We start from the raw sequence: 17,498 nt of genomic DNA, 5'->3' as shown, positions 1-17,498 counted from the left end.
AATAATAATTTATAAGATTAGAACGGGTAATTAATCCCAATATTTAATACGGACTTGCTAAAGTTGTAGCCTTTAAACCAACGTTCACCTTCTCTTTTTCCTGGATCATAGGTTTTGAAACCAATATCCAGTCTGATTACAAAAAAGCTTAAATCATAACGTAATCCAAATCCTGACCCGACTGCAAGTTGTTCTAACGATCTTAATCCATTAAAAGTATAGGCTTCATCTTCAATATCATCAAATACATTCCAGATGTTTCCTGTATCAATAAAAAGTGCACTATGGAAATTGCCAAATACTCTAAATCGGTATTCAGCACTTATTGCTATTTTTAAATTCGCTTCGTTAAAATCGTTTATTCCACCACTGCTTCCAGGACCTAAACTATAAGATTGCCAGCCTCTATTATCATTTGATCCTCCTGCAAAGTAGCTTCGGGAGAAAGGAATGTTTGATGAATTTCCATAAGGAATGGCAATGCCACTAAAAGCTCTTACTGCGAATACCTGTTTTTTTCCAAAATCCCAGTGTTTAATAAAATCAACTTCAGTCTTTACATATTGAGAATATTCAATATTAAAGAGATCGCGTTTACCATCTTCATTTTTTTTCTGTCCTGCCAGATTTGCCATTAGATCCAGAAAATTTCCTGCAGTTTCTATTTTTGTTTTAAAAATATAGAAATCATCATCATAAATATCTCTTTTGGTAGATTTTGTATAGGTAAAGTTAGAAGCAAATATCAGGTTGTTCTCACTAAGTCTTTTGCGTCGTTCTTCAATACTTCTGACTGATTTCATATCGGGAGAGTTTAGAGGAATAGTGCTGTTTCCTGTCAGAACTTCATTAATAAAGCCAGATGTTCCCTGTTCAATGGTCAGGTCATTGTTCTCGTCAACATAATCCGGATTTGTGTTATATTGTTGAGCCAAACGGTTTAATTGTTTGTAAGAAGAAGTATAAACATTAAAGTAATTAGCTGTATTAAGGTTCTTTACATATTGAATATTTACTAGATCAAACCGGCTTGTCACATTACGTTTCGGGTTCCAGTTATAATTGACAATTCCTGTGAAACTTTCTTTATCCAGACCAATGTTTCGCTGTTTTGCATATCCAAAACTCATCATGGTAGAAGGGATCATGGTTTTAGGGATGATTTTTTCGGTATTAAAAGGCATAAATATCCGTGGGAAATTCAGTTTAAAATCTAATCCGTATTCTGATAAATTAAAAAATACGTCGTTAGGGTTTGCAAGATCCTTTGAAGATCCTATATTTCCCCTTGCTGAAATCTCTAAGGTTTCTGCCCCTTTAAAAATATTTCGGATAGAAATAGAAGTAGTTGCTTCTAAACCAAAATCCTGAATATTAGAATGTGTAACGTCTATACCGGCTCCAAAGCTGTACTTTTTTCTTGGAGTTAATATAATATTGGCAATTAAAGATTCTCCTTTTTCGTCTTCTGTGTCTTCAATATATTGTATTGAAGGATAATTGAAAATTCTCAGGTTACTTAAATAGCGATAGGTCAGTGTTTTTCTGAAATCACTGTAAGTAGATCCTTTAGTGATAAATATAGCGTCTGTTATTGCCTTTGGTCTGTAGTTTAGTTTATCAGAACTATATAAGTTAAAATTTTTATAGGAGATACTATCTGCAATATCTGTAGATTTTTTTATTGAAGAATTGTTTGTAAAAATATTTACTTTACTTATTTTGTATAGTTTAAAAGGTTTTTTCATGGTAGAATCACCTTCTCTTACAGCCCGGTCCGCAATGATTAGGTCAATATTTGCTTTGTGTTTAGTGTCTACAGTGTCAATATTGTACGAAATATAGTTTTGTTGAAAATAGTAGGCTCCTCTGTTTCTGAAACTTGTAGTGATACGATCTCTTTCCTGATCAAAATTAGTAGTAGTGTATTGTTGTCCTTCTTTGATAAGAGATGCTGATTTTATTTTTTGATAAATAGAGTCAAGAGCAGGGGTGCTGATATTTGTCGTTATGGTATCAATAATATAGGGATCTCCAGTTACTATTTTATAGTTAATCAGTGCTTTTTTTAAACTGGTAGTGTCTATTGTATAATTTGTTCTAACATTAAAAAAGCCGTTATTAAAATAATGAGCTTTTAATCTGTTGATTGATTTTTTTGTTTTTGTTTGATCTATAATGATAGGTGGTTCTCCTGTTTTTTTAAGAAAATTACTGAAACCGGAAACGAGAAAGGACTGTCCCAATCTTTCAACTTGTTTTTCTGAAAGAAGGTAAGAAAGATTTCTATATCGGTTCGGTTTTTTGTAAAGCCAGGCATTATAAGAAGAATCCGGATTTGGTTTTGCGATATTATATAATCCCAGACGAAGTCTGTAGCCCATTATTGTAGAGTTTGGCTGTTGATAGATCTGATCCGTTATTTTTTCATCGCTTATTTTTTTACCATTTACTGAAACTACATTTTTAGTGAGTAAATGTTTTCCTTCGGGTACTCTTTTTACACTATTACAGGAGTAAATAATGGTGCCAATTAGAATAAATAGTGATATTTTTGCTAAATTCTTTTTCAAGTGATTAAGAGTATTTAATTTAAAAGTACATTATTTCCATGGTTAGTAAAAGCCAAATAAAATTAATAACAAGTTTACAACAAAAAAAGTATAGAAAGCAACATGAATTATTTATTGCTGAGGGTATAAAAGTAATTCAAGAATTGTTACAATCCAACTTTGATTTAGAACAGTTATTTGTTACAGAGGATATTTTTACAGAAGTACCTGCACAAAAGAAAATTGTGACGGAAAACAGTGTATTGAAAAAGATAAGTGCTTTAACTACTCCGAATAACTGTCTGGCTCTTTTCAGAATTCCAAAGCAGAAAGAAATAGAAGATAAAGGATTGATTGTTGTTCTTGATGATATACGAGATCCGGGTAATTTAGGAACTATTATAAGATTATGTGACTGGTTCGGAATCAAGCAAATAATTTGTTCAGAGCAGACAGTAGACCTTTATAATCCAAAAGTAGTACAGGCAACAATGGGGTCTGTTTCCAGAGTTGAATTACATTATGTAGATCTTGAGTTTTATCTGAAACAAACAAAACTTCCTGTGTTCGGAACTTTTATGGATGGAGATGCTATTTATAGTGAGGCTTTACCTGTGGAAGGAATTATTGTGATGGGAAATGAGGCAAACGGAATTTCTTCAGATATAGAAAAAATGATAAGTAAGAGACTGACTATTCCAAGATTTGGTGATTTGCAACAAACAGAAAGTTTAAATGTCGCTACCGCTACTGCAATTATTCTGAGCGAGTTTAAAAGAAAATCTATTAATTAATGGTTAGATTTTTGGATTATTCGAACTTTCTAAAAATCAAATAATCCAAAAATCTAACAAAATTTAATATAAAGATTAATGAAAAGTAAAGTTTACAAAGATACCTCTTGTTTTCATAGATTTAACATTGCCCGTCCAGGGGCTGTTTGGGTCATTGTCAGGAACTAATTCGTCATTAAGACTGAATACACCTCTTATAGAAGGAGAGAACTTGAAATATTCAAAATACAGATCGATTCCAACTCCAAGTTCATAATTATACGTCCATGTTTTCATTCTGAAACGCTCTTCAAGATTATCATCTTTTGAATTTTCGTTACTGGATAAATTTAGGGAAGTGGATAGACCTCCAACAATGTAAGGGCGGATGTTTCCTGTACGGAGAGATGAGAATTTTACCAGTAAAGGAAAATGAATATAAGTCGATTTTACTTCTCTTAATTGTTGGTTAACAGGGGCATCAGGAAACATTAGATCTCTTTGGGTATAATACAGACCTGGTTCAAAACGGAGATTAATGTATTCCTGAAGACGTAAATCGCCAACAAGACCAACATTGAAACCGGTACTTCGTTTTACCAAAACATCTTCTCCTACATTTTTGTAATCAAATTTAAAATCATAAACATTAAAACCAAGGTAATAGCCCCAGTACACGCGTTGTTTGTCCCAGTTTTCAAGATTAATAATTGGGTCTTTACCAAAAGTTTTTTTGCCAAACTGAGCATATCCGTTTAGGGCAAATGATAATAAAATAAAAATAAATATTTTTTTCATACTATTTTTTAGATGCCGAGTATATTGTTGCTGCACCAAATGTCTGTGGGTTAGCTATAACATCTATAAACCCAATTTTTCTTAAAATATTGTTCAAAGCTTCTCCATGTGGAAAAATATTTGCGGATTCGGATAAATAAGCATAAGCTGATTTGTCTTTTGAAAAAGCTTTTCCTATTAAAGGTAATATTTTTGTGGTATAAAAATGATAGAATTGTTTGTACGGTGTTTTTGCAGGAACAGAAGTTTCAAGAATAACAAAAATACCATTAGGTCTCAGAACCCGAAGTATTTCGGCAAGTCCTTTTTCAAGAGTTTCAAAATTTCTAACACCAAATGCAACTGTAACTGCATCAAATGAATTATCTTCAAAAGGGATATTTTCTGAGTCTCCTAATAACATTTCGATTCTGTCAGAAAGATTTTTATCAGCTATTTTTTGTTTACCTACTTCCAGCATTCCCGCAGAGATATCCAGTCCGGTAATCTTTTCTGCATTGGTCTTTGATAGTAATATAGCAAGATCGCCTGTTCCTGTTGCGATATCCAAAACGGTTTTAGGTTTTGTATTAGAGACCATTTTTAAAACTTTTTTGCGCCATTTAATATCAATACCAAAAGAGATTACTCTGTTCAATCCATCGTATTTTCCGGATATGGTATCAAACATTTGAGCTACTTGTTCTTTCTTGCCTAGTGAAGAGTCTTTATATGGTGTGATTGTTTTTGACATTTTTTTTAATTTGGGCAAAGATAGAACAATCTTTATAATCTTCAGATTTTCAAATCTTCAAATTTTCAAATCTCTTTTTCTTTCCTTAAGAAGGTTTGATAGGTAAATTCGAGAGCATGTTTTTTATCTTTCGGATGGAATTCTTCCTTTACCAGTTTCCATTCATTTTTATTGATCTCAGGGAAAAAAGCATCGCCGTCAGGAGTTGCATGAACGCGGGTTAACTCAATTTTGTCAGTCCATTTTAATCCCAGACTGTATATTTCACCACCTCCAATAATAAAAGTATCTTCATTTTTTGGAACAGAGGCAATCGCTTTTTCTATACTGTCTGTAACTATACAGTTTTCTGCATGATACTCTTTTTGTCTGGTGATGATAATATGAGTTCTGTTTGGTAAAGGCTTTGGAAAACTTTCAAATGTTTTTCGTCCCATAATAATGTAATGCCCGGAAGTTAAAGATTTAAATCTTTTAAAGTCATCCGGCAGATGCCATAAAAGAGTATTGTCCTTACCTAATGCATTATTTTCTGCAGCAGCAGCAATCATTATTATCATTCTATAGGTGTATTTGCGTTTTTTGAAAAGTCGTCTTCAACTTTTTTCTGTAATTTCTGTAATTTTTTCTCCTGCAGGGCAACCAGTTTTTCAATATGTTGTTTTTCCCAGTTCTTATTCATAAAGCTCTCTGTGATAAAAACTTTTATAAAATGAAGAATAAACAGAAAACTCCAAGCAATTATTGCCCATACAAACCAGTTATACTGAGCCCCGATATTTAAAAACTTATTTATGATAATCATAAATACACTGCCTACCAGAAAAAGAATAAAATGAAAATAAAGACGTTTTTTCTGTTTTACTCTTCTGCGTGCATAATCGTATAATTCAAACTGATTATTTTCCATAAATACCGTTATTATTTTAGAAAATAAAGATACTAAAAAAGAATTGTAGAAAATAATAATTCTAAAAAGGTTTCTAGTCGTGGTTTTTTGGATTGTAATAATTATTTATGTATTTATTTTCTATATTGTTAATTTTTTTGTTTTTAAAATTATTATATAGCATATGTATTGTTTATATTTGTTAAAATTCATTAATATATTAATTTTAAACTGTTTTATTATGAGAAAAAAAATACTATTTTGTTTTTCTATATTGTTATTGTGTACAACAATACAGGGACAGACCTATCATGAAGATGATAAAGAAGGATTGCGTGTCTTTCTTCGTCAACCTACTAATATAGAGGGAAAGCTGAATTTGCACAGTGCGAGCCTTACTGTGGCAGATACACTGGATTGGTATCGTTCAGAAGAATGGGTTACTAAAATTAAGGTTAAATTTGCTAATACTTTGACCTGGAATACAGATTCTCCTAAACGATTAAAAGAATTAAATTTATATGGTTATAGTAATGAATTCTGGGGAAAATTAGATACCGGTAAATTTGTTTTTTTGGAGAAGTTATATTGTAGTTCTAATTATTTAACAGCATTAGATGTTACTAAGAATATTAATTTGGAACATTTAAGCTGTGATCGTAATAATATAACAGCATTGGATGTTTCTAAGAATCTGAAATTAAAGTATTTAGATTGTTATCAAAATAATATAGCGTCATTGAATATTACTAAGAATGTTAATTTGGAGTATTTAATGTGTAATTTTAATAATATAACAACATTGGATGTTTCCAAGAATGTAAAATTGGAAAGTTTATATTGTTCTTATAACTATTGGATAACAGCTTTAGATGTTTCTAATAATGTAAATTTGAAGGTATTGTATTTTAATTATAACCGTTTGTCGTCTTTGGATCTTTCCAGGAATATTAATTTGGAAAGGTTAGGTTGTCAAGCTAATAATTTAACGTCACTGGATGTTAGCAATAATTTAAAATTAGAAGATTTATGGTGTGGTATTAATGGATTGCAATCATTGGATGTTTCTGGAAATCTCGATTTAAAAGGACTATACTGTAGTGATAATAAGTTGACATCATTAGATGTTACTAAGAATATTAATTTAGACCTTTTGTGGTGTGGTAATAATGAATTACAGTCATTGGATCTTTCCAGGAATGTAAATCTGCAAAGGTTGGATTATTCAAAAAATGATTTAAGTTTTGTAGATGTTTCCAATAACACAAAAGTATATGAGTTGCAAATAGAGTATAATCGATTTACTTTTTCTGCTTTATCTGCTATGGGAATTCGGGAGCCAAAGCTTAGTCTTTTTCACTATAGTCCTCAAAATAGAATCGAAGGAGGGAATATTGTTGCCGGACAGGAAATTGATTTAAGCAGTGAATATAGTATTAAAGACAATACAACCATATTTCAGTGGTATACTGAAGCAGGAGTTCCGATAACGTTAACTGATAAAGGGAACGGTAAGTTTGTTGCGGATGCCGTTTATAGTGGTGAAACGCTGATTTGTAAAATGACCAATGCCAGTTACCCGGGGTCAGAACTATGGGATTCGGTATCATGTTCTAATAAATATCACGATCTTATTGTTGAATACCGTATTACCATACAGAAGAGTAAAGGAGAGTTAAAAAATCATTTAACGTTACAAACAGCAGTAGAGTATGTTCATGAGGTAAAACCCGGAGATCTTTTTTATGTTCGCGCTGCTGTAGCATCAGCTCAGGAAGAAGTGAAAATAGGGTTGTTTAGTACCAATGGTATTTTTTATAGAGCTATAGCTCTCTCCGGAAAAGAGGGGAATTATAATTGTCAGATCCCTTCAGATATTTTAAAAGGAAATTATATGATCCAGCCATATCGAGAAAAAGGTGGAAAGAAAGAAATTGTTACCCGTCCGGAAGGATCTCATTTGATCGATAAGTTGCCGATTACTGTTTTAGGAGTAAGCAATTTTGAGCCTAGAGTAGCAACGGTATTGAAACATTTACAGTTGAAAACGACTAAAGATAATTTTTTTCAGGTAGAAACAGAAGAAGTCTTCATGGTTAATGCTCCCTCTTCAGAGGTGGCTACCCGTATTGGTTTGTTTGAATTAAACGGTGCTTTTCTAACAGATATTACTGTTGCTAAAAATAAATATACCTATAAGTGCGAAGTTCCTTTTGAAATAACAGAAGGGAATTATATTATAATGCCTTATATCATGGAGAATGGACAGGTAAAAATAGTAGAACGCACAGCGGGTTCCCATTTTATAGATCGTTTACCATTGTCTGTAACAGAAGGAGATATGTGGGGATGGGAAAATAAAGTTGCTTTTTCAGAACAAAAAGAAGTTGCAGGAGCAACAACAGGACTTACAATTTATCCTAATCCGGTAATGGATGTTATCTATATTGACACACCGGATCAAATTGAAAAAGTAGAAGTTTATAATCTAAACGGATATTTAGTTAAAAAAGAACACCACCCGGATCAGGGAATATCTGTTGGAGGTCTTCAAAAAGGGGTACATGTTTTAAAAGTGTATACAGATAAAGGAATATCCAGTCATAAAATTATAAAAAATTAGTTTTTGTTTTTAAAAGCAGTACAATAGTAATAATTGTAGCTCCGGTTTTCTGTAATTAGGAAAACCGGGCTATTTTTTTTAAATGTGAAATGTTTTCTGTAAAAAGTCATCAGTCTTAGTACTCAGTTTGCAGTATTCAGAAAAACTTTGCGTTTCTACAGCCTTCAGACTTTTTACATTGGACTTTATAAACCTTAAACTTTGAACTCTTTTAAATACTGTATACTGAAAATTGTATACTGAATACTATTTTTAAACAGCAACAACTCCTTTAATATGCGGATGTGTATCATACCCTTCTAAAGTGAAATCTTCAAATTTAAAATCAAAAATATTTTTAATTTCAGGATTTAAGATCATTTTAGGTAAAGGTTTCGGCTCACGTGAGATCTGTAATTCGAGTTGTTCAAAATGATTGTTGTAAATATGAGCATCCCCAAAAGTGTGAATAAATTCTCCTGGTTGATATCCGCAAACCTGAGCAACCATCAAAGTAAACAGAGCATAAGAGGCAATATTAAAAGGAACTCCAAGAAATATGTCCGCACTGCGTTGATACAATTGGCAGGATAGTTTTCCGTCAGCCACATAAAACTGGAAGAAAGCATGGCAAGGAGGTAAAGCTGCTTTTCCGTTGGCAACATTTTCTGCAAAAGATTTAGTGGTATCCGGTAAAACGGACGGATTCCATGCAGATACCAACATTCTTCTGCTATTTGGGTTGCTTTTCAGGGTTTCAATTAGTTCCGTAATCTGGTCAATTTCCTCGCTGTTCCAGTTACGCCACTGATGACCGTAAACAGGGCCAAGATCTCCATTTTCGTTAGCCCATTCATTCCATATTTTTACACCGTTTTCATTTAGATAAGAGATGTTTGTGTCTCCTTTTAAGAACCATAGCAGTTCGTAAATAATTGATTTTAAATGTAGCTTTTTAGTAGTTACCATTGGAAAGCCTTCATTTAGATCGAATCGCATCTGATAACCAAAAACACTTTTTGTTCCCGTTCCGGTTCTGTCTCCTTTTTGATTTCCGTTTTCAAAAACATGTTTAACCAAATCTAAATACTGCTTCATAATCTTTCTGTATAAATTGGGATAAAGTTATTTTGTGAATAACTTATAATATGGTGCGAAGATAAAAAAAGCTTCTTACATTATATAAGAAGCTTTAGAAGTGTTATCCAATAATTATTAACTATCGGATTATTTGGATTCTCTTTTTGATATCTCGTCTCTTATCTGAACAGCTTTTTCGTAGTCTTCATTCTGGACTGCATTTTCCAGTAATTCGTTTAGTTCCTGTAAGCTGTACTGTTCATATATGCCGCTTGTAATTTCTTCATCTTCTGTGCCAAAAGTTTCCGGATTAGTAAGTACATCATCATTCTCTTTATCGGATTCCAGTGGATTTACTTTTAAATAAATTCCGGCTTTATCCAGTATATTTTTATAGGTAAATATAGGTGCGTTAAACCGTAATGCTAAAGCTATAGCATCAGAAGTTCTGGCGTCTATGATCTCTTCGATCTTATCTCTTTCGCAAATAATACTTGAATAGAATACGCCATCAACCAGTTTATGGATAATGACTTGTTTTACGACAATATCGAATCTATCGGCAAAATTTTTAAATAAATCATGTGTTAACGGACGTGGAGGTTTTATTTCTTTTTCTAAAGCAATAGCTATCGATTGCGCCTCAAAAGCACCTATTACAATTGGTAGTTTACGCTCTCCGTCAATTTCATTCAGTATTAATGCGTAAGCTCCATTCTGAGTCTGACTGTAAGAAATCCCTTTTATTGTTAATTTTACTAAACTCATAAGCCATTATGTGTACAAACTTTGTACAGATCAATTAGATTTATTAAAGAATTAATGTTTATTTAAAGATATAAATATCAATGCTTTATGTTAAATAAAAAAGCTATCTAAACAAAGATACTACTATCTTGTTTAGATAGCCTTTTTAGAAGGCACAATTTATGAAAAATTATGAATTTTGTGCTTTAAATTCTTTTAATTTTTGAGTCAACTTAGGAACAATATCAAAAGCATCACCAACTACGCCGTAATCTGCTACCTTAAAGAAAGGTGCTTCCGGGTCAGAATTGATAACTACTTTTACTTTTGAAGCATTGATACCGGCAATATGTTGGATAGCTCCGGAGATACCTATCGCAATATAAAGATTTGCAGCCACCGGTTTACCCGTTTGTCCTACGTGTTCGTCATGTGGTCTCCATCCCAGGTCAGAAACCGGTTTAGAACATGCTGTTGCAGCACCTAGAACAGAAGCAAGCTCTTCAAGCATACCCCAATTTTCAGGACCTTTTAATCCTCGGCCTCCTGAAACAACAATCTCAGCATCAGCGATGGTTACTTTACCGGATGTTTTTTCTACTGAATCTATTTTTATATTGAAATCAGCATCGTTTAATGTAGGAGTAAAATCTTCCTCTGTTGCGGTTGAACTGTTTTCGAAAATACCATAAGAGTTTTTAGCAATTGCAAGAACTTTTATATCTGTACTAATCTCTGTGAAGTTAAAAGCTTTATTTGAAAAAGCATTTCTTTTTACTAAAAAAGGAGATACACTTTCCGGTAGTGCTACTACATTTGAAGCATAACCTGCTTCAAGAGATACTGCTACAAGAGGAGCAAGATATAAACTATCTGTTGTGGATGATAATAAGATAAATTTAGAATTTTCCTTTTGAGCAGCCTGTTTTACTACATCAGCATATGCTTTTGCATTAAAAGTTGATAGTTTGTCATTCGTTACTTTTAAAACTTTGTCTACTCCGTATTTTGACAGAGCAGATACATCACCTGTATTAATAGTAAGTGCAGTTACAGTTGTTCCTGTTTGTTCCGCTATTTTTTTTGCATAAGAAGCTAATTCAAAAGCTACTTTTTTGAATTTTCCTTCGGTTGATTCTGCATATATAAGTATTGACATAATTCTATTTAATTTTTTTGAATGATTGAATAAAGTTTAAAAAACCACATAAATTACTTTTCAGATAATCTAAATTACTTTTGCTTCGTTATGTAGTAAGTTAATTAATTCATCAAGATTATCGGCGTTTACTAATTTCACAGCTGATTTTGGTGCAGGTTTTCCAAACTTTACAGATTTAGTGTTGTTTGAAGCTCCTACAGGTTCTAAAACAGTCAGTGCTTTTTGTCTAGCCATCATAATACCTCTCATATTTGGAATACGCAGATCTTTTTCTTCAACCAGACCTTTTTGTCCGCCAATGATTATTGGTAATGTGGTGCTCATAGTTTCTTTTCCACCGTCAATTTCTCTTGCAGCTTTAACATTTGTACCGTCAACCTGAATGTTGATACAAGAATTGATGAAGTTATATCCCAATATTCCTGCGATCATTCCCGGAACCATTCCTCCGTTATAATCCAGTGATTCTTTACCGGCTATAACCAGATCGTAGTTGCCGTTTTTAATTACTTCGGCTAATTGTTTTGCAACAAAAAAACCATCTGTTGGTGTAGCGTTGACACGAATTGCTTCGTCTGCTCCGATTGCTAATGCTTTTCTCAAAGTAGGTTCTGTGTCCGGACCACCTACGTTTACTACGGTAACTGTGGCTTGTTGCTGTTCTTTGAACCAGATAGCTCTTGTAAGACCGTATTCGTCGTTTGGGTTAATGACAAACTGAACGCCGTTGGTGTCAAATTCTGAATCTCCATTTGTAAAATTAATTTTTGAAGTAGTATCAGGAACATGACTGATGCAAACTAATATTTTCATTTTATTTATGTTATAAAGTTTCTAATAAGGCTTACGAAAGTAAGTATTTATTTTTGAATAAAAAACTATGCGTGCATAATAAATATATTTTCTCTAAAAAATAGAATAAAAAATTAAGCATTACTGTAAAGACCTATGCTAAGCATTGTTTTTAGTGATTTTTAATGCTATTTTCCTGATTATTGTACATTGTTTATTTAATTTAATTAGTTTATGCTTTTAAGTTGTATAAAATTTTTATTTTTGCTCTTTGAATAAAATTGATTAAAAGAAAATAATTATATATGAGAACAATACAGTTTAGAGAAGCGATTTGTGAGGCAATGAGTGAAGAGATGCGTCGTGATGAGTCAATATATTTAATGGGCGAAGAGGTCGCAGAATATAATGGTGCTTACAAAGCTTCAAAGGGGATGCTGGATGAGTTCGGAGCTAAGAGAGTAATTGACACACCTATCGCTGAGCTTGGATTTTCAGGTATTGCAGTAGGTTCTGCAATGAATGGGAACAGACCTATTGTGGAATTTATGACTTTCAATTTCTCCTTGGTTGGTATTGATCAGATTATTAATAACGCTGCAAAAATGCGTCAGATGACAGCAGGGCAGTTTAATATGCCGATCGTATTCAGAGGGCCTACAGCTTCTGCGGGTCAGTTAGGAGCAACACATTCTCAGGCTTTTGAGAACTGGTTTGCTAATACTCCCGGATTAAAAGTGGTGGTTCCTTCAAATCCATATGATGCTAAAGGTTTGCTGAAAGCAGCTATTCGTGATAATGATCCTGTAATTTTTATGGAATCAGAGCAAATGTATGGAGATAAAGGAGAAGTGCCGGAAGAAGAATATATTATTCCTTTAGGTGTTGCAGATGTTAAACGTGAAGGTACAGATGTAACGATTGTTTCTTTTGGTAAAATTATTAAAGAAGCTTTTATTGCAGCAGATCAGTTAGCAAAAGAAGGTATTAGTTGTGAAATTATTGACTTAAGAACGATTCGTCCGATGGATCATGAAACGATCTTAAATTCTGTTAAGAAAACAAACAGGTTAGTCGTTCTTGAAGAAGCATGGCCTTTTGGAAGTGTTGCTTCAGAGGTTACTTATATTGTTCAGGAAAGAGCATTTGATTTCTTAGATGCGCCGATTCAGAGAATAACAACCGCCGATACACCGGCTCCATATTCTCCTAATTTATTAAAAGAATGGTTGCCGAATTCTGAAGATGTTATTAAGGCTGTCAAAAAGGTTTTGTATAAATAAGAAAATAAAAAAATATAAACTATATTTGAGCTTCATCCGAATAATTTGGATGAAGTTTTTTGTATTATGAAAAAGAAACTATTTTATTCTATTTGTCTATTATTGATAATAGCAAGTAATGTGGTTGCTCAGACTAAAGTTAGCGGAGTAGTGATCGATCAGAATAATAGACCTATTTCCTTTGCGAACGTATATTTTAAAAATACAAGCGAAGGGGTTATTACTAATGAAGACGGACGCTTTTATGTCGAATCTAAGGATAATCAGACCAGTCTGGTAATTTCTTTTATAGGTTATACTTCTCAGGAAGTTAAACTGGAAAAAGCAGTTACTTATGATATGAAAGTAATACTAGAAGAAGGAGAACAACTGAAAGAAGTGGTTATTTATTCCGGTAAAACTTCTAAAAAAAACAATCCGGCTTTAGATATTCTGAGAAAGATATGGGAAAGAAAAAGAAAAAATGGTCTGCGTCAGTTCGATCAGTATCAGATGGAGAAGTATGAGAAGGTTGAGTTTGATATGAATACTATTGACAGTGCCTTTATGAAGAGTAAGATATTTAAAGGTATGGAATTTATCTTTGAAAAAGTAGACACTTCAAGAATTACCGGAAAAACTTATTTACCAATATTTATTAATGAATCTCTTTTTGAAGTCTATGGTGATAACACAACCGGAAGAAAAAAAGAAATTACAAAAGGGATCAAAAACTCCGGCTTTAGTGATAATCAGCGGTTAACAGCTTTTATTAAAGACCTGTATGCTGATTATGATATCTATAATAATTATCTGTATTTTTTTGATAAGAGTTTTGTGAGTCCGTTGTCAAGAACAGGAATTGATGTTTATAATTATGTTTTAGCAGATACCGCTTATATAGATAACAAGCTTTGTTACAAGATTGTATACTATCCGAGACGAAAAAATGAGTTGACTTTTAAAGGAGATTTCTGGGTAAATGACACCACGTTTGCAATTAAAAAGATTAATCTTGAAGTAACAAAAAGTGCTAATATTAACTGGGTCAAAGAAATTTATATTGAACAGGAATTTGATGTTTTAAATGATTCTGTATTTCTTCTGACACGTGATTATATGATGTCGGATTTCAGTTTGTCTAAAAAAGAAAAATCAAAAGGAATTTACGGAAAACGAACTACCTTGTATCAGAATCATCAGTTCAATATCAAACAATCGGATAAGTTCTATAAAGAAGAAGTCAATTATTATGATAAAGATATTTATAACAGAAGTGATGATTTCTGGGCTGAAAACAGGTTTGAGACACTAAGCAAAGATGAGTTAGGCATATATAAGATGCTGGATACATTGAAGACGGTCAAGAAATTTAAGCAGTTATATGATTTAGTAAGTATTTTAGGAAGTGGTTATATTCAAAAAGGAGTTATAGATTATGGACCTTTACTTTCTACTTTCGGTTATAATGAAGTAGAAGGACTTAGGCTACGTGTAGGAGGAAGAACTTATTTTGGACAGAATGACCTCTGGAGATTGCAGGGATATACCGCTTATGGATTTAAAGATAATCAGTTTAAATACGGACTTTCCGGAAAATGGCTGGCAGATAAGAAAAACAGAATTATTTTAAGTGCCGGACATAGAAGAGATGTTGAACAGATAGGAGCGAGTCTTACTGAAACAAATGATGTTCTCGGGCGAAGTTTTGCGTCCTCCGCTTTGTTTTCTACAGGAAATAATGGTAAGTTAACCTCAATTAGTATGTCTGTGTTCTCTGTTGAGATTGAACCGATCAGGAATCTGACCTTTCATACGGGCTTTTCATACAGAACCCTGAAATCCGCATCATCTGATCTTTTTAGTCTGGATTATTATACAGATTTATCTCAGACAAAGATTGCAAGTGAGATAAAACAGTCTGAAGTTAATTTTGGAGTTGAATATACTCCGAAAAGAAAAACAATAGGATATGGTGTCGAAAGAACGATAGTGCATAAAAATTATACCCGATTGTTTTTTAGTTACAGTCAGGGGATGAAAGGTATTCTGGATAGTGATTTTAAATATGAAAAATTACAGTTGTATTATAGACAACCTATTGTTATAGGTGGTCTTGGAAGACTGTTTACTACATTAGAATTAGGCAAGATTTACGGAGAAGTACCATTAGGTTTAATGGGAGCTGTTCCCGGTAACCAGTCTTATTTTATTATAAAGAATACTTTCAGCCTTTTAGATTATTATGAGTTTGTAGCAGACACTTACGTTTCACTTGGAATAGAACATCATTTTAACGGGATGATTTTATCCAGGATTCCGGGGTTAAGAAATCTGAATTTAAGAGAGATTGTGGGGGTCAAAGGAATATACGGAACGGTTTCTGATAAGAATAAAATGCTGAATGCTTCCGGACTGAAATATGTGGCTCCTGAGGATGTATATTGGGAATATAATGTAGGTGTAGGAAATATTTTTAAAGTTTTCAGAATTGATTTTATCTGGAGAGGAAGTTATCTGGATACACCAAATGCTAATAAGTTTGGTGTTAAAGGTTCTTTAGGTTTTTATTTCTAAGGTGTTTATTATATAAGACTCTAACATATATAGTTGTAATCGAAATATTGTTTTCATACATTTGCAACCTTTAAAACTAGAAAAGATAATAGAAGAAGTAAAATGGACGCAGTAAAATTAGAATCTTTCGATGTGTTAATCGAAATCCCAAGAGGAAGCAGAAATAAATATGAATATGATTTTGAGTTAAAAAGAATACGATTTGACAGAATGTTATATTCTGCAATGTTTTATCCGGCAGACTACGGTTTTATTCCGGAAACATTAGCATTAGACGGAGACCCGTTAGATGTGTTGGTGCTGTTTACAGAGCCATCCGTTCCGGGTTGTATTGTAGAGGTTAAACCAATCGCGATTTTTAAAATGGCAGATGATAAAGGACCAGATGAGAAAATCATTTGTGTACCTGTTTCTGATCCGATTATGAATAAACTGAATGATATTTCAGATATGAATCCACACCTTATTGAAGAGATCGAACATTTCTTTAAAGTGTATAAAGATCTTGAGAACAAAAAAGTAGATGTTCAGGGTTGGGGAGATGTAAAAGTAGCAAAAGAAATGATTGAAGAATGTGCGAAACGTTTTCAGGCATTAGATGCAGCTAAAAAACAAACTTTCAGTATTCGATACTAAGTTTTGTTTAAAAAAAGATAAAGGTTTAAGGTTTAAAGTTGGCTTTAAACAGACAATAAAAAAGGATCCATTGTAATTTATTACAATGGATCCTTTTTTTATATTTTAAAATGAAGTGATTGATAATGGAGGGTAATCTTCTTTAAGGCTTAAAGTTAATGGCTTACAGAGAGTCTAACTTTAAACCTCTAAACTATCAATTAATGACTATCAATTATCAATTAAAAAAGTCCGTTGAACTCCGCATCAATTCGGTTGATTATATTGCCTAAATCTTCCGGGTTGTCTACAAAATTGACCTTATCCACATCTATGATTAGTAAATTTCCTTTATCATAACTTTCGATCCAGGCTTCATATCTTTCGTTTAATCGGCTTAAATAATCAATACTTATAGAGTTCTCATATTCACGTCCCCGCGTATGAATCTGGCTTACCAGATTAGGAATAGAACTCCTTAAATAAATTAGTAAATCCGGTGCTTCAACCAGGCTTTCCATTAACTCGAACAGCGATTTATAGTTTATAAAGTCGCGGTTAGCCATTAATCCCATAGAATGGAGGTTGGGAGCGAAAATGTGGGCGTCTTCATAAATCGTTCTGTCCTGAATGATATTTTTACCGCTTTGACGAATCTGTAATATCTGGCGAAAACGACTGTTCAGGAAATAGATCTGAAGGTTAAATGACCAGCGTTCCATTTGGTGATAAAAATCATCCAGATAAGGATTATCAACCACGTCTTCAAAGTGAGGTTCCCATTTATAATGTTTTGCCAATAAACGTGTTAAGGTTGTTTTTCCTGCTCCGATATTCCCTGCTACTGCTATATGCATTATAGTAAAATAGTTTTTATAGGTTTACTGTTTTTGATTATGGTAAAATTAGTCAATGT

General features: G+C 32.8%; 15 protein-coding genes. 5 read left to right on the top strand and 10 right to left on the bottom strand.

Annotated features, from left to right (window positions below; genetic code table 11):
* Positions 1-17 precede the first annotated feature (17 nt).
* A complete protein-coding gene (tamL, locus tag AC4FQX_RS12525; protein ID WP_491168050.1) occupies positions 18-2,573 on the bottom strand; it encodes a translocation and assembly module lipoprotein TamL in 2,556 nt (851 codons plus the stop codon).
* Positions 2,574-2,611: 38 nt separating this feature from the next.
* Here tamL and AC4FQX_RS12520 point away from each other — a divergent pair, with 38 nt between their 5' ends.
* Positions 2,612-3,346, top strand: a complete 735-nt coding sequence (locus AC4FQX_RS12520; protein ID WP_491168049.1) for a TrmH family RNA methyltransferase — start codon at positions 2,612-2,614, stop codon at positions 3,344-3,346.
* Positions 3,347-3,421: 75 nt separating this feature from the next.
* Here AC4FQX_RS12520 and porT read toward each other — a convergent pair whose 3' ends face one another.
* The 4 genes from porT to AC4FQX_RS12500 all read right to left on the bottom strand — a co-directional run bounded on the left by porT (position 3,422) and on the right by AC4FQX_RS12500 (position 5,766).
* Complete coding sequence (porT, locus tag AC4FQX_RS12515) at positions 3,422-4,123, bottom strand: type IX secretion/gliding motility protein PorT/SprT (RefSeq protein ID WP_491168048.1); 702 nt, start codon at positions 4,121-4,123, stop codon at positions 3,422-3,424.
* A 1-nt stretch (position 4,124) separates the two neighbouring features.
* Positions 4,125-4,856, bottom strand: coding sequence for a bifunctional demethylmenaquinone methyltransferase/2-methoxy-6-polyprenyl-1,4-benzoquinol methylase UbiE (ubiE, locus tag AC4FQX_RS12510; protein WP_491168047.1), 732 nt, complete (start codon positions 4,854-4,856; stop codon positions 4,125-4,127).
* A gap of 65 nt (positions 4,857-4,921) precedes the next feature.
* Positions 4,922-5,416, bottom strand: a complete 495-nt coding sequence (locus AC4FQX_RS12505; RefSeq protein ID WP_491168046.1) for a dihydrofolate reductase — start codon at positions 5,414-5,416, stop codon at positions 4,922-4,924.
* Positions 5,413-5,766, bottom strand: coding sequence for a 2TM domain-containing protein (locus AC4FQX_RS12500; RefSeq protein WP_491168045.1), 354 nt, complete (start codon positions 5,764-5,766; stop codon positions 5,413-5,415). Before AC4FQX_RS12500 ends, AC4FQX_RS12505 begins: the two co-directional genes overlap by 4 nt.
* A gap of 220 nt (positions 5,767-5,986) precedes the next feature.
* Between AC4FQX_RS12500 and AC4FQX_RS12495 the strand changes: the two genes are divergently transcribed.
* Positions 5,987-8,368 carry a T9SS type A sorting domain-containing protein gene (locus AC4FQX_RS12495; protein ID WP_491168044.1) on the top strand — a complete coding sequence of 794 codons (2,382 nt, stop codon included), beginning with the start codon at positions 5,987-5,989 and terminating at the stop codon, positions 8,366-8,368.
* Between the two features lie 252 nt (positions 8,369-8,620).
* Here the strand turns inward: AC4FQX_RS12495 and AC4FQX_RS12490 are convergent, their stop codons facing one another.
* The 4 genes from AC4FQX_RS12490 to AC4FQX_RS12475 all read right to left on the bottom strand — a co-directional run bounded on the left by AC4FQX_RS12490 (position 8,621) and on the right by AC4FQX_RS12475 (position 12,149).
* Positions 8,621-9,445 carry a thymidylate synthase gene (locus tag AC4FQX_RS12490; protein WP_491168043.1) on the bottom strand — a complete coding sequence of 275 codons (825 nt, stop codon included), beginning with the start codon at positions 9,443-9,445 and terminating at the stop codon, positions 8,621-8,623.
* A gap of 129 nt (positions 9,446-9,574) precedes the next feature.
* Positions 9,575-10,195: a bifunctional nuclease family protein gene (locus AC4FQX_RS12485; RefSeq protein ID WP_491168042.1), complete on the bottom strand. Its 621-nt coding sequence runs from the start codon at positions 10,193-10,195 to the stop codon at positions 9,575-9,577.
* Between the two features lie 169 nt (positions 10,196-10,364).
* On the bottom strand, positions 10,365-11,333 hold the full coding sequence (locus tag AC4FQX_RS12480) for an electron transfer flavoprotein subunit alpha/FixB family protein (RefSeq protein WP_491168041.1): 969 nt from the start codon (positions 11,331-11,333) through the stop codon (positions 10,365-10,367).
* 69 nt (positions 11,334-11,402) lie between these two features.
* The gene (locus tag AC4FQX_RS12475) at positions 11,403-12,149 is read right to left on the bottom strand and encodes an electron transfer flavoprotein subunit beta/FixA family protein (RefSeq protein ID WP_491168040.1); all 747 of its coding nucleotides are present in this window, start codon (positions 12,147-12,149) and stop codon (positions 11,403-11,405) included.
* Positions 12,150-12,433: 284 nt separating this feature from the next.
* Between AC4FQX_RS12475 and AC4FQX_RS12470 the strand changes: the two genes are divergently transcribed.
* From AC4FQX_RS12470 to AC4FQX_RS12460, 3 genes are all read left to right on the top strand, one after another.
* Positions 12,434-13,411, top strand: a complete 978-nt coding sequence (locus AC4FQX_RS12470) for a pyruvate dehydrogenase complex E1 component subunit beta (protein WP_491168039.1) — start codon at positions 12,434-12,436, stop codon at positions 13,409-13,411.
* Positions 13,412-13,477: 66 nt separating this feature from the next.
* Positions 13,478-15,967, top strand: a complete 2,490-nt coding sequence (locus AC4FQX_RS12465; RefSeq protein WP_491168038.1) for a DUF5686 and carboxypeptidase-like regulatory domain-containing protein — start codon at positions 13,478-13,480, stop codon at positions 15,965-15,967.
* Positions 15,968-16,069: 102 nt separating this feature from the next.
* Complete coding sequence (locus tag AC4FQX_RS12460; RefSeq protein WP_491168037.1) at positions 16,070-16,603, top strand: inorganic diphosphatase; 534 nt, start codon at positions 16,070-16,072, stop codon at positions 16,601-16,603.
* Between the two features lie 221 nt (positions 16,604-16,824).
* On the opposite strand, the gene AC4FQX_RS12455 is transcribed toward AC4FQX_RS12460, so the two are convergent.
* Positions 16,825-17,439 (bottom strand): deoxynucleoside kinase, encoded by a 615-nt coding sequence (locus AC4FQX_RS12455; RefSeq protein ID WP_491168036.1) that lies wholly within the window; start codon positions 17,437-17,439, stop codon positions 16,825-16,827.
* Positions 17,440-17,498: the final 59 nt, after the last annotated feature.

This window comes from Flavobacterium sp. AK-301 (assembly GCF_058310215.1).
Note: the sequence above shows the minus strand (reverse complement) of the source record. Positions and strands in the feature narration are given on the sequence as shown.